Source organism: Streptococcus sp. LQJ-218 (assembly GCF_003428885.1).
In the GTDB taxonomy this organism is placed as follows: domain Bacteria; phylum Bacillota; class Bacilli; order Lactobacillales; family Streptococcaceae; genus Streptococcus.
The window spans coordinates 1-12,662 of sequence record NZ_QQRU01000003.1; the positions used below are offsets into that span (position 1 = coordinate 1).

Genomic DNA, 12,662 nt, shown 5'->3' on the forward strand with positions numbered 1-12,662 from the left:
TTAACCAATTGGAACAAGCCATTGTAGACTATATTGATTACTACAACAATAAGCGAATTAAGGTAAAACTAAAAGGACTCAGTCCTGTGCAATACAGAACTAAATCCTTTGAATAAATTAATTGTCTAACTTTTGGGGGTCAGTACAAAGTATGCTAAGGTAAAAAATGCTCATCATAATAGGAACACCAAGAATAGTCTTTTCATGATAAAAAATCGTCAAATAGGCTGAAAAGACAACGCCAAGGACAAAACTACTAAGCAGGCTTACAAAGATAATCCCTTCACGTAAAAAAGGAGTGTGCTTAGTCCGGAAATAATCTCCAAAAGCCAGCATGGTCCGTTTGATATTCCCTGTCATAAATGCATTATTGTAGGCAATACCCGACACTTCTCCAAAAGCGGTTGTCACTAGTCCCATACAGAAAGCCAAGGGTGGTACTAGATAGATATTATCTACAGTTTTCGGCATAAATCCAATAACTATTGATAGGATTGCCAAAGGAATCAGTGACAAAATCGGTTTTTTCACAATTCTCAATTTTTCCTTATAAACAGTTAATAAAAAGACCCCCATCATAAAAGCTAGCAAGGTCATTACTTTCGCACTAGCATCTGACACATTGTGTTGAATCAGACCTACTGAAAGAAAGACGACATTCCCAGTTTGTCCAGCTACAAGAGTATTCCCTCGCACAATAAACGTATAGGCATCTACATAACCTGCACAAAAAGTCAAAAAAAGCGCTAGCCTCTTAGACTGACGTGATATTTTTCTGATAGGTAATAACCTCATTTTCCCTCCCATTTCATTTACTCATCTCATTATTGTACCACTTTCATTGGAAAAGACCTAGTAGCTTATTTGAAATTTTTTACCCTCTGTTGGATAGTCCCGTCTATCTATGTTATAATGAAAGAAGGATTTGAAATCGGAAAAGGAGTAACTATGCTTAAATTAGGTGTCATCGGAACAGGGGCTATCAGCCACCACTTCATAGAAGCAGCTCATTCCAGTGAAGAATACAAGCTGGTCGCAGTCTATTCTAGAAAACTAGAAACTGCGGCAACCTTTGCTTCTCGCTATCAGAATATCCAACTCTTTGATCAAGCAGAGGACTTCTTCAAGAGCTCCTTTGATGTGGTCTACATTGCCAGTCCAAACTCCTTGCATTTTGCTCAGGCAAAAGCTGCCTTGTCTGCAGGTAAACACGTCATTCTTGAAAAGCCAGCTGTCACTCAGCCACAAGAATGGCTAGATTTAGTTCAAACAGCTAAGAAAAATCACTGTTTTATCTTCGAAGCAGCTCGCAATTACCACGAGGAAGCTTTTACTACTATCAAAAACTTTTTAGCAGACAAACAAATTTTGGGAGCAGATTTCAACTATGCCAAGTATTCTTCCAAGATGCCTGACTTGTTGGCGGGACAGACTCCTAATGTCTTTTCAGACCGTTTTGCTGGCGGAGCACTTATGGACTTGGGGATTTATCCTCTCTACGCTGCCGTTCGTCTTTTTGGAAAAGCTCAAGACGCGGCCTACCTGGCTCAACAGCTTGACAATAGCATTGACCTAAATGGAGATGGAATCCTCTTCTACCCTGACTTTCAAGTTCATATCAAGGCTGGAAAAAACATCACTTCCAACCTTCCTTGCGAGATTTATACGACAGATGGAACTTTGACGCTCAACACAATTGAGCATGTTCGCTCGGCTATTTTTACCGACCACCAAGGAAATCAAGTCCAGCTCCCTATCCAACAGGCTCCTCATACGATGACTGAGGAAGTTGCTGCATTTGCACACATGATCCAGCAACCAGATCTGAATCTCTACCAAACTTGGCTGGAAGATGCAAGTTCAGTTCATGAGCTACTATATACCATGCGCCAGACTGCTGGCATTAGATTTGAGGCAGAAAAATGAAAACAAAACTACCGACTGAATGGCAAGAACTGAGTGATCAACTCGGTTTCCAAGAATTTACCCCCATTCAAACTCAACTATTTGAACCACTTCTTGCTGGAGAAAACCTCCTAGGAGTGAGCCCAACAGGAACTGGTAAGACCCTAGCTTACCTTCTACCAAGTCTTCTCAGACTACAAAAGAAAAAAGCCCAACAACTCTTGATCCTAGCACCAAATACAGAACTTGCTGGACAGATTTTTGAAGTGTGTAAAACATGGGCTGACGCTATCGGCTTGACTGCCCAACTCTTCTTATCAGGTTCGAGTCAGAAACGCCAGATTGAACGCCTAAAAAAAGGACCAGAAATTCTGATTGGAACTCCTGGCCGTATCTTTGAACTAATTAAATTGAAAAAAATCAAGATGATGAATGTGGAAACCATCATCCTAGATGAATTCGACCAATTGCTAGATGATTCTCAGATTCACTTTGTTGAGAAAATCACTCACTACGCACCGCGTGACCACCAACTCGTCTACATGAGTGCGACGACCAAGTTTGACCAAAAGAAGATTGCGCCTAACACACGTACCATTAATCTCTCTGACCAAAAATTGGACAACATCCAACATTTCTATATGCAGGTAGATCACCGTCATCGTGTTGATATGCTACGAAAACTGGCTCATGTTGAGGATTTCCGCGGTTTGGTCTTCTTTAACAGCCTGTCAGACCTTGGAAGTGCAGAAGAAAAATTACAGTATCGGGATATCTTGGCTGTTTCTTTAGCTAGTGATGTTAATGTTAAATTTAGAAAAATCATCTTAGAAAAGTTTAAAGACAAGCAGCTAACCCTACTTCTTGCAACAGACCTTCTGGCTCGTGGGATTGATATCGATAGCCTAGAATGCGTCATAAACTTTGATATCCCAAGAGATATCGAAGCCTACACTCATCGTGCTGGCCGTACTGGTCGTATGGGTAAGGAAGGTTATGTTATTACTTTCATCACTCATCCAGAAGAAATCAAAAAACTTAAAAAGTTTACAAGTGTGCGAGAAATTGTTCTAAAAAATCAAGAACTCTATATCAAATAAAGTCCCCTTTACTCTATGCACATCGAGTGTATAGAGCTTTTTTGTGTACAATTCTCCAATTTTATACTCAATGAAAATCAAAGAGAAAACTAGGAAGCTAGCCGTAGGTTTCTCAAAGCACTGCTTTGAGGTTGTAGATAAGACTGACGAAGTCAGCTCAAAACACTGTTTTGAAGCTATGGATAGAACTGACGGAGTCAGTAACCCTATCTACGGCAAGGTAACGCTGATGTGGGTTGAAGAGATTTTCGAAGAGTATTAGTTCAATATCCAAAAAAAGAACCTTGCATAGCAAGATTCTTTTAGTGTCTGACTTAAATAATTGTTCTTCTGGGAACTAAATCGAATTAAGCTTCGATTTCTGTAACCATACCTGAACCAACAGTACGTCCACCCTCACGGATAGAGAATGTAGTACCTTGTTCTACGGCGATTGGGTGAATCAACTCAACGTCGATTGTCACGTTATCACCAGGCATTACCATTTCAGTACCTGCTGGAAGTTCGATTGAACCTGTAACGTCAGTAGTACGGAAGTAGAATTGTGGACGGTAGTTGTTGAAGAATGGAGTGTGACGTCCACCTTCTTCTTTAGTAAGGATGTAGACTTCACCTTTAAATTTAGTGTGTGGGTTGATTGAACCTGGTTTAGCGATAACTTGTCCACGTTCGATTTCATCACGTTGAACACCACGAAGAAGGACACCTACGTTATCTCCAGCAAGACCTTCGTCAAGTTGTTTACGGAACATTTCAACACCAGTAACAACTGCTTTTTGAGTTTCTTCTTTGATACCAACGATTTCGATTTCGTCATTGACTTTAACGATACCACGGTCGATACGTCCTGAAGCAACTGTACCACGTCCAGTGATTGAGAATACGTCTTCGACTGGAAGAAGTAATGGTTTGTCAGTGTCACGTTCTGGTTCTGGGATGTACTCATCAACTGTGTTCATCAATTCCATAACGATGTCTTCGTATTTAGTGTCACCTTCAAGAGCTTTAAGAGCTGAACCTTGGATAACTGGAAGATCGTCACCTGGGAAGTCGTATTCTGACAATAGGTCACGGATTTCCATTTCAACCAATTCAAGCAATTCTTCGTCGTCAACCAAGTCAACTTTGTTCATGAATACGATAAGGTGTTTAACACCAACCTGACGTGAAAGAAGGATGTGCTCACGAGTTTGTGGCATTGGTCCGTCAGTTGAAGCTACTACAAGGATAGCTCCGTCCATTTGAGCGGCACCAGTGATCATGTTTTTAACGTAGTCCGCGTGTCCTGGAGCGTCGATGTGAGCGTAGTGACGTTTTTCAGTTTCGTACTCAACGTGCGCAGTGTTGATTGTGATACCGCGTTCGCGTTCTTCTGGAGCAGCATCGATAGACGCATAGTCTTTAGGTTGGTTAACAGCTGAAGGCAAGCGACGTGCCAAAACAGTTGTGATAGCTGCTGTCAAAGTAGTTTTACCGTGGTCAACGTGTCCGATAGTACCAATGTTAACGTGTGGTTTACTACGATCGTATTTTTCTTTTGCCATTTGAGTAAAAGCCTCCAATAAAATATATTTTATAGATAGACAGTAGGCAATACAGTCTAACTTTCCTTACTATTTTATCAAATTTCAGCTAAATTGCAAGTGTTTTACAAAGTTTTTGTGAATTATTCTTAATCTGCTAATCTAAACGACTCTTCTACTCCTATCACTTGACTAAAGAAAAAGAAAAATCAGGAATTTCCTGACTTTTACTTAGCTAATTCTCTTTCTCGTTCTTTCATTATTTTATGATTTTCATACAAACGTGATAAAAATTTAGAAATTTCTTTTAAGATAGAATAAGTTGGTACTGCGACAATCATACCAATGACACCATAGATATTACTTGATAACAAAAGTAATACTAAAATCGTAATTGGATGAACCTTCATCACTCCACCAACGATTCGAGGGTATAGGATGTTCCCATCTACTTGTTGAATAATTAGCATGTAAATAACTGCAATCAGCATTCTATGGGGGTCAGTAAAGACATTGGCGATAATCATCGGAATCAAACCAATACTTGGGCCTACATAAGGAATGAGATTGGCTAATCCTGAAAAGATAGCAAAGACCAAAGCGTATTTCAAACCGATTACACTATATCCGATAAAGGCCAAACAACCAATAATAATCGCATCAATTGCGACACCACTAATATATCGAGAGATTGTAGCATTCAAATTTTTTAAAAGACCTGTAATATGCAACTTATCTTGCTTTAAAACAGTACGTTCAAGCATCGGCAAGAATTTGTGACCATCTAACAAAAAATAAATTAAAAACACAGGGGTCATGATAATAATCAAAACAGTACTAAAGAGTGCAGATAAGACACTTCCGACACTATTCGTTACACTATTGAGGATATTCTGTAGAATATCTACATAGGAGAGATTTAATTCTTGAATAGTCGCTTGAATATCTAAATTTTGAAAGGCTGGATAAGTAGATAAATCCACAATCAAATCTTGCAAACGACTATAAATTGTCTGACTTGTTGCTATCAAACTGGTCAACTGATTAATCAAAATCGGTAAAAGATAGACTACCCCAATAACTAGCATCCCGACAAAGACGCACAAGGTTAGTAGAATACCAATGATACGGTTAATTTTGAAATACTTTTGTAAAAAATTTACAATTGGATTGGTCAAATAATATAAAAAACCACCTAAAAGAAAGGGAATCATTATAGTGTTTGCAACACTTACAAAAGGTGTAATAATCGCTCCCATCTCTCTCCATAAATAAAAGATAATGGTTAATAATAAAATCTCACTGGTCCAAAAAAATAATTTATTCTTACGAAACATGAGGTACCTCCATTCATCTATTTTACCACACTTTCAAAAAAGCTTCTTTCTTATATCATGAAACTGGGAATATTTTTTTCTTTATGATAGAATAAACTTACTATGAAAAAAATAATTTTAACTCTTTTAAGCCTTTCCGTTATTGGCTCAGCATCTACTGTTGCTGCTCAAGATTTTAATATTACTGCTAAACATGCAATTGCTGTTGAGGCAAATACTGGTAAAATTCTCTATGAGAAAGATGCAACCCAACCTGTTGAAATCGCGTCAATCACAAAATTGATTACGGTCTATCTTGTCTATGAAGCTTTGGAAAACGGAAGTATTACCCTATCCACTCCGGTAGATATCTCTGATTATCCATACAAATTAACGACAAATTCTGAAGCGAGTAACGTTCCTATGGAGGCTCGTAATTATACAGTCGAAGAGTTGCTTGAGGCAACCCTGGTATCTAGCGCCAACAGTGCGGCTATTGCACTAGCTGAGAAAATTGCAGGCTCAGAAAAAGACTTTGTAGACATGATGCGAGCAAAACTCTTGGAATGGGGAATTCAGGATGCTACTGTTGTCAATACGACAGGTCTGAACAATGAGACTCTTGGGGATAACATTTACCCGGGCTCAAAAAAAGATGATGAAAACAAGCTCAGTGCTTATGATGTTGCTATTGTTGCTCGCAACCTCATCAAAAAATACCCACAAGTCTTAGAAATCACGAAAAAACCATCTTCTACTTTTGCGGGAATGACAATCACTTCTACCAACTATATGTTAGAAGGCATGCCTGCTTATCGTGGTGGTTTTGATGGACTTAAGACAGGAACAACAGACAAAGCTGGAGAATCTTTTGTTGGTACTACTGTTGAAAAAGGGATGAGGGTTATTACAGTTGTTTTGAATGCAGATCATCAAGACAATAATCCTTACGCTCGCTTCACAGCTACGTCTTCACTAATGGATTATATCTCTTCTACATTCACACTTCGTAAAATCGTTCAGAAAGGCGATGCCTATCAAGATAGTAAAGCCCCTGTACAAGATGGAAAAGAAGATATGGTCACTGCCGTTGCCAAAGATGATATCAGTCTAATTGAACGTGTTGGAGGACAATCGTCCCAAACTATTCAATTCACACCTGATTCTAAGGCAATTCCAGCACCACTTGAAGCCGGAACTGTGGTTGGACATTTGACTTATGAAGACAATGATTTGATTGGTCAAGGTTACATCACTACAGAACGTCCTAGTTTTGAAATGGTAGCAGAAAAGAACGTTGAAAAAGCCTTCTTCTTAAAAGTTTGGTGGAATCAGTTTATCCGCTTCATCAACGAAAAATTATAAAAAAATCGCGATCTTAAACCGCGATTTTTTTTACAAGTTCATCTTCAAAGTCCTTGATTTTGAAGAAATCTAATACTCAATGGAAATCAAAGAACAAACTAGGAAGCTAGCCGTAGGTTGCTCAAAGCACCGCTTTGAGGTTGCAGATAAAGCTGACGTGGTTTGAAGAGATTTTCAAAGAGTTTAAAATCAAATTTTACCCGACTGATCCTTCCATCTCGTAGCTAATCAAGCGGTTCAGCTCAACAGCGTATTCCATTGGAAGTTCTTTGGTGAAGGGCTCCACAAATCCCATGACGATCATTTCAGTTGCTTCAGTCTCTGACAAACCACGGCTCATGAGGTAATAGAGTTGTTCTTCTGAAATCTTAGAAACCTTGGCTTCGTGTTCCAAAGCGACTTGTGAGTTATGAATTTCATTAAACGGAATAGTATCTGATGCTGACAAATCATCCATGATAATGGTATCACACTCGATGTGAGAAACAGATTTCTTAGAGTTTTTATTAAAGGTTACTTGTCCACGGTAGTCAACCTTACCACCGCCCTTAGCGATAGATTTAGAGACGATAGACGAGCTTGTATGTGGGGCGTTGTGGATCATCTTAGCACCAGTGTCCTGATGCTGTCCAGCATTGGCAAAGGCGATAGAAAGCATGGTACCACGCGCCCCTTCTCCATCTAAGTATACAGATGGATATTTCATAGTCGTTTTGGCACCCAAGTTCCCATCAATCCACTCAACAGTGGCATCCTTTTGAGCCTTGGCACGTTTTGTAACCAAGTTATAGACGTTATCTGACCAGTTTTGGATAGTCGTATAACGCATATAAGCTCCATCCAAAGCAAAGATTTCTACAATGGCGGCGTGCAAGCTGTTACTTGAATAAGTTGGCGCTGTACATCCTTCTACGTAGTGAACACTTGCTCCCTCATCAACGATGATCAAAGTACGTTCAAACTGTCCAGTATTTTCGTTATTGATACGGAAGTAGGTTTGAAGCGGAATATCTACCTTAACACCTTTTGGTACATAGATAAAGGTTCCACCAGACCATACTGCTGAGTTAAGGGCAGCCAACTTGTTATCCGTCGGCGGTACCAACTTAGCGAAGTATTGTTTAAACAAGTCTGGGTATTCCTTGAGGGCAGAATCCGTATCTGTAAAGATGATACCTAACTTCTCAAATTCTTCCTTCATGTTGTGGTAAACCACTTCTGACTCATACTGGGCAGAAGCTCCAGCTAGATAAGCACGTTCAGCTTCTGGAATCCCAATACGTTCAAAGGTTTCTTTGATTTTCTCAGGAACATCATCCCAAGAACGGGCTGGTTTATCAGATGGTTTTTGGTAGTAGATCAAGTCATCAAAGTCAATCTCTGACAAGTCTGCTCCCCAGGTTTGCATGGGCATTTTTTTGAAGGTTTCATAAGACTTCAAACGGAATTCTAGCATCCACTCTGGTTCTCCCTTGGCAGCTGATAGTTCACGAATGACATCTTCATTCAATCCTTTTCCTGTCGATAGGACAGGCTCTACATCATCATGGAAACCAAATTTATATTCACCAAGGTCAATTGGTTTTGGTTCTACTCTTTCTTCAGCCATAATATCCTTTCTTTCATTCTTCATTTCTACTAATTCATAAGACAAAAGAAACTTGTCTTACTTGTTTTCTTGATCTTCAATTGTTTTCTTTAGGGCATTCCAAGCTAGGGTTGCACACTTGATCCGTTGAGGGAATTTGGCAACACCTGACAAGAAGGCTGCGTCTCCAAGACTATCTTGTCTGTCATCTTTTTGCCCCTGAACCATTTCAGAAAAAATAGTCGCAAGCTCTAAGATTTCTTGCTTGGTTTTTCCTAAAACGGCATCTGTCATCATACTAGCAGAGGCAGTTGAAATCGTACAACCAGAGTTTAGAAAAGCAATATCTTCCAAACGATTCTCTGCATCAAACTTGACAGAGAGATTGATAACATCACCACAGGTTGGATTGTTAAGACTGATTTGTTCAGCATCTTCTAACTTCCCTTGGTGATGTGGATTTTTCGAATGGTCCGCTACCACTGCCATATAGAGGCTATCTAGTTTAGAAAGTGCCATTAAAAAACTCCTTTGTCTTTTGTAAGGCATCGACTAGCTTGTCGCAATCCGCCTTGGTATTGTAGATATAAAAACTTGCACGAGCTGTTGCTGGAACGTCCAAATACTGGAGCAAGGGTTGAGCGCAATGGTGACCGGCTCGAACAGCCACTCCTTCATAATCCAGAGCAGTCGCAAGATCGTGAGGATGAAGGTCACCTAGGTTAAAGGCAATGACACCTGAACGTTGAGCCAAGTCCTGCGAACCGTATATGGTCAATCCTTCAATGGCCTGTAATTTTGGATAGACGTATGCGATCAATTCCTGTTCATGGGATTCAATGACGTCCATGCCAATCTTTTCAAGATAATCCACTGCAGCAGCAAGTCCAATCGCACCTGCCATGTTGGGAGTTCCAGCCTCGAATTTCCAAGGCAATTCCTTCCAACTAGCAGATTTCTCATAGACGAAATCAATCATCTCACCACCAAATTCAACTGGTGACATTTGCTCCAGATATTTTTCTTTACCGTAAAGAACACCAATACCAGTCGGACCAGCCATCTTGTGACCTGAAAAAGCAAAGAAGTCCACATCCAAGTCCTGCACATCAATCTTCATATGAGGCGTAGACTGAGCACCATCCACCACCATGATAGCTCCCACTTCATGAGCCATTTGTGTGATTTCTTTGATTGGATTGACCACACCCAGAACATTTGAAGCGTGAGCTAGGGAAACAAATTTTACCTTGTCAGTTAATTTAGAACGCAAATCATCCATATCTAGAGCCCCATCCTTGAGATAGACATAGACAAGCTCTGCCCCGGTCTTACGACAAGCTTCTTGCCATGGAATAATATTGGAATGATGTTCCATGACTGAAATCAAGACCTGGTCATCTTCAGTCAGAATTTCCTCAGCGAAACGTGCCACCCAGTTAAGACTGGTTGTCGTTCCTCTAGTAAAGAGAACTTCCTTTGTAGACCCTGCATTGATAAACTTACGAATGGTGTCACGAGCGGCTTCATAAGATGCTGTCGCCCTTTCAGCCAAGGTATGAACACCTCGGTGAACATTGGCATTGTCCTGCTCATAATAGCGATTAATCGTTTCCAGAACTGCTAATGGTTTTTGTGTCGTCGCAGCATTGTCCAAATAGACCAATGGTTCATCGTTAACAATCTGGTCTAAAATTGGAAAATCCTTGCGAATCGCTTCTACATCTAACATAGGCTACCCCTTAGCGTTTTGACAATTTTTCTTCGATCGTCGCAATCATTTCATCACGAACTTCCTTGACTGGAATCTCAACGATAACGGAGCCAAGGAAACCGCGAACAACCAAGCGTTCTGCAGTTGCCTTATCCAAACCACGGCTCATGAGATAGTACATGTCTTCTGGGTCTACTTGACCGATAGAAGCTGCGTGTCCTGCAGTAACATCATTTTCATCAATCAAAAGAATTGGATTGGCGTCTGAACGTGCTTGGTCTGAAAGCATGAGAACACGACTTTCTTGTTGGGCATCTGCTCCCTTGGCACCCTTGATAATGTGGCCAATACCATTGAAGGTTAATGTTGCTTTTTCAAGGATAACCCCATGCTGAAGGATATTTCCGATTGAGTTGCAACCATAGTTAGTCACTCGAGTATCAATCCCTTGCACCTGACGGCCACTTGAAAGAGCTACGACTTTAAGGTCGGCATGGCTACCGTTACCAATCAAGTCGCTATCAAAATCCGCAACGACATTTCCTTCGTTCATAACACCGATTGCCCAGTCAATACTTGCATCGTTGCCTAATTTACCACGACGGCTAATGTAAGCAGTGACATTTTCACCTAGACGGTCGATCGCCGCAAACTTGACTTGAGCTCCAGAACGAGCGATAACTTCTACAGTGATATTAGCTGTTGCCTTTGCACTTCCTTCACCGCGTGACTCTAAACGCTCCAGATAACTAATCTTAGAATTTTTACCAGCGATAATCATAATGTGCTTGTTAAACGGCACATCGCTATCGCTGTCTTGGTAGAAAATTCCTTCGATTGGTTCTGTAATCTCAACATTATCAGGAATATAGAGAACAGCACCACTGTTAAAGTAAGCTGTGTGGTAGGCTGCCAACTTGTCATCGTCATACTTAACAGATGACATGAAGAATTCTTCAATCAGCTCTGGAATTTCTTCTAAAGCTGAATGGAAGTCTGTGAAGACAACACCCTGTTCAGCCAATTCAACTGGTGTTTGTGCAAAAACAGTTTGCGTTCCTACTTGCACCAACTTCAAGTGATTATCTAGAGCTGTGAAATCTGGAACATTTGCTGATGGCTCACTTTCTGTAATCGTTCCATCCCCTAGATTCCAACGGTGGAATTTGACACGCTCAATAACTGGTAATTCTAATCTCTCAATCTTATCAAAAGCTTTTTGACGGAGGTCTGCCAACCAGCTTGGTTCAGCGTGCATTTCTGAAAAAAGTTTAATAGTTTCTTTAGTCATTTACTTCTCCTAAAAGATACGAGGGAATTACAATTCTTCCTTGTAGTCATAGCCAAGTTCTTCAGCTAGTTTCGCGTATCCTTCACGTTCCAAGCGTGCAGCCAATTCTGGACCACCAGAAAGGACAACACGACCTTCCATCATAACGTGTACTACATCAGGTGTGATGTAGTTCAAAAGACGTTGGTAGTGAGTGATAATCATAGCACCAAAGCCTTTACCACGCATAGCATTAACACCTTTAGAAACAACTTTAAGAGCGTCAATATCAAGACCAGAGTCAATCTCATCAAGAAGAGCAAAAGTTGGTTCCAACATCAAAAGTTGAAGAATTTCGTTACGTTTTTTCTCACCACCAGAGAAACCTTCGTTGAGATAACGCTCTGCCATTTCTTCTTTCATGTTGAGCAATTCCATTTTCTCATCCAATTTAGTGATGAACTCACGTACTGAAATTTTTTCGTCATCTTCTTTACCAGCATTCATAGCTGCACGAAGAAATTCAGCATTTGTAATTCCAGGAATTTCTGATGGGTATTGCATAGCAAGGAAAAGTCCCATACGCGCACGCTCGTCAACTTCCAATTCAAGGATGTTTACGCCGTCAAACAAGACTTCTCCTTTGGTCACTTCATAGTTTGGATTTCCCATGATAGCGGCAGACAGAGTCGATTTACCAGTACCATTTGGTCCCATGATAGCGGCGATTTCCCCTGTTTTCAGGGTCAAATTAACCCCTTTTAAAATTTCTTTTCCTTCAATTTCAACGTGAAGATCTTTGATCTCTAATACTGACATGATAGTTCCTTTCTTTTTTAAGGCCTTTACAATGCTTACTAGAAACATATTAGTTGTCTCTA

The 12,662-nt window shown here is 40.3% G+C and carries 13 protein-coding genes; 5 read left to right on the forward strand and 8 right to left on the reverse strand.

Translation table 11 applies throughout. From position 1 onward, the window contains the following. Positions 1 to 116: IS3 family transposase (locus D2908_RS02910; protein ID WP_165847425.1), on the forward strand; the 116-nt coding region annotated here is incomplete at its 5' end. A 1-nt stretch (position 117) separates the two neighbouring features. On the opposite strand, the gene D2908_RS02915 is transcribed toward D2908_RS02910, so the two are convergent. After that, positions 118 to 807, reverse strand: a complete 690-nt coding sequence (locus tag D2908_RS02915) for a YoaK family protein (RefSeq protein WP_117304746.1) — start codon at positions 805 to 807, stop codon at positions 118 to 120. A 141-nt stretch (positions 808 to 948) separates the two neighbouring features. On the opposite strand from D2908_RS02915, the gene D2908_RS02920 reads away from it, so the two are divergent. The 3 genes from D2908_RS02920 to D2908_RS10085 all read left to right on the forward strand — a co-directional run bounded on the left by D2908_RS02920 (position 949) and on the right by D2908_RS10085 (position 3,267). Next, on the forward strand, positions 949 to 1,926 hold the full coding sequence (locus D2908_RS02920; protein WP_117304748.1) for a Gfo/Idh/MocA family oxidoreductase: 978 nt from the start codon (positions 949 to 951) through the stop codon (positions 1,924 to 1,926). Then, a complete protein-coding gene (locus tag D2908_RS02925) occupies positions 1,923 to 3,005 on the forward strand; it encodes a DEAD/DEAH box helicase (RefSeq protein ID WP_117304750.1) in 1,083 nt (360 codons plus the stop codon). Before D2908_RS02920 ends, D2908_RS02925 begins: the two co-directional genes overlap by 4 nt. Before the next feature lie 70 nt (positions 3,006 to 3,075). Further along, the gene (locus tag D2908_RS10085; RefSeq protein WP_117304752.1) at positions 3,076 to 3,267 is read left to right on the forward strand and encodes a hypothetical protein; all 192 of its coding nucleotides are present in this window, start codon (positions 3,076 to 3,078) and stop codon (positions 3,265 to 3,267) included. Between the two features lie 85 nt (positions 3,268 to 3,352). On the opposite strand, the gene tuf is transcribed toward D2908_RS10085, so the two are convergent. Together tuf and D2908_RS02940 are read right to left on the reverse strand one after the other, a co-directional pair. Beyond that, complete coding sequence (tuf, locus tag D2908_RS02935; RefSeq protein ID WP_001040721.1) at positions 3,353 to 4,549, reverse strand: elongation factor Tu; 1,197 nt, start codon at positions 4,547 to 4,549, stop codon at positions 3,353 to 3,355. 206 nt (positions 4,550 to 4,755) lie between these two features. Then, positions 4,756 to 5,865: an AI-2E family transporter gene (locus D2908_RS02940; protein WP_117304754.1), complete on the reverse strand. Its 1,110-nt coding sequence runs from the start codon at positions 5,863 to 5,865 to the stop codon at positions 4,756 to 4,758. Between the two features lie 102 nt (positions 5,866 to 5,967). Here D2908_RS02940 and pbp3 point away from each other — a divergent pair, with 102 nt between their 5' ends. Continuing rightward, positions 5,968 to 7,209 carry a D-alanyl-D-alanine carboxypeptidase PBP3 gene (gene pbp3 / locus D2908_RS02945; RefSeq protein WP_117304756.1) on the forward strand — a complete coding sequence of 414 codons (1,242 nt, stop codon included), beginning with the start codon at positions 5,968 to 5,970 and terminating at the stop codon, positions 7,207 to 7,209. Positions 7,210 to 7,405: 196 nt separating this feature from the next. Here pbp3 and sufB read toward each other — a convergent pair whose 3' ends face one another. From sufB to sufC, 5 genes are read right to left on the reverse strand one after another with little or no spacing between them, the layout of a single operon-like run. After that, a complete protein-coding gene (gene sufB, locus D2908_RS02955; protein WP_117304758.1) occupies positions 7,406 to 8,818 on the reverse strand; it encodes a Fe-S cluster assembly protein SufB in 1,413 nt (470 codons plus the stop codon). A 57-nt stretch (positions 8,819 to 8,875) separates the two neighbouring features. Continuing rightward, positions 8,876 to 9,316, reverse strand: a complete 441-nt coding sequence (gene sufU, locus D2908_RS02960) for a Fe-S cluster assembly sulfur transfer protein SufU (protein WP_117304760.1) — start codon at positions 9,314 to 9,316, stop codon at positions 8,876 to 8,878. Further along, the gene (locus D2908_RS02965; RefSeq protein ID WP_117304762.1) at positions 9,303 to 10,529 is read right to left on the reverse strand and encodes a cysteine desulfurase; all 1,227 of its coding nucleotides are present in this window, start codon (positions 10,527 to 10,529) and stop codon (positions 9,303 to 9,305) included. Before D2908_RS02965 ends, sufU begins: the two co-directional genes overlap by 14 nt. A gap of 10 nt (positions 10,530 to 10,539) precedes the next feature. Continuing rightward, positions 10,540 to 11,802, reverse strand: coding sequence for a Fe-S cluster assembly protein SufD (gene sufD, locus D2908_RS02970; protein ID WP_117304763.1), 1,263 nt, complete (start codon positions 11,800 to 11,802; stop codon positions 10,540 to 10,542). 27 nt (positions 11,803 to 11,829) lie between these two features. Then, positions 11,830 to 12,600 carry a Fe-S cluster assembly ATPase SufC gene (gene sufC / locus D2908_RS02975; RefSeq protein WP_117305089.1) on the reverse strand — a complete coding sequence of 257 codons (771 nt, stop codon included), beginning with the start codon at positions 12,598 to 12,600 and terminating at the stop codon, positions 11,830 to 11,832. Positions 12,601 to 12,662 lie beyond the last annotated feature (62 nt).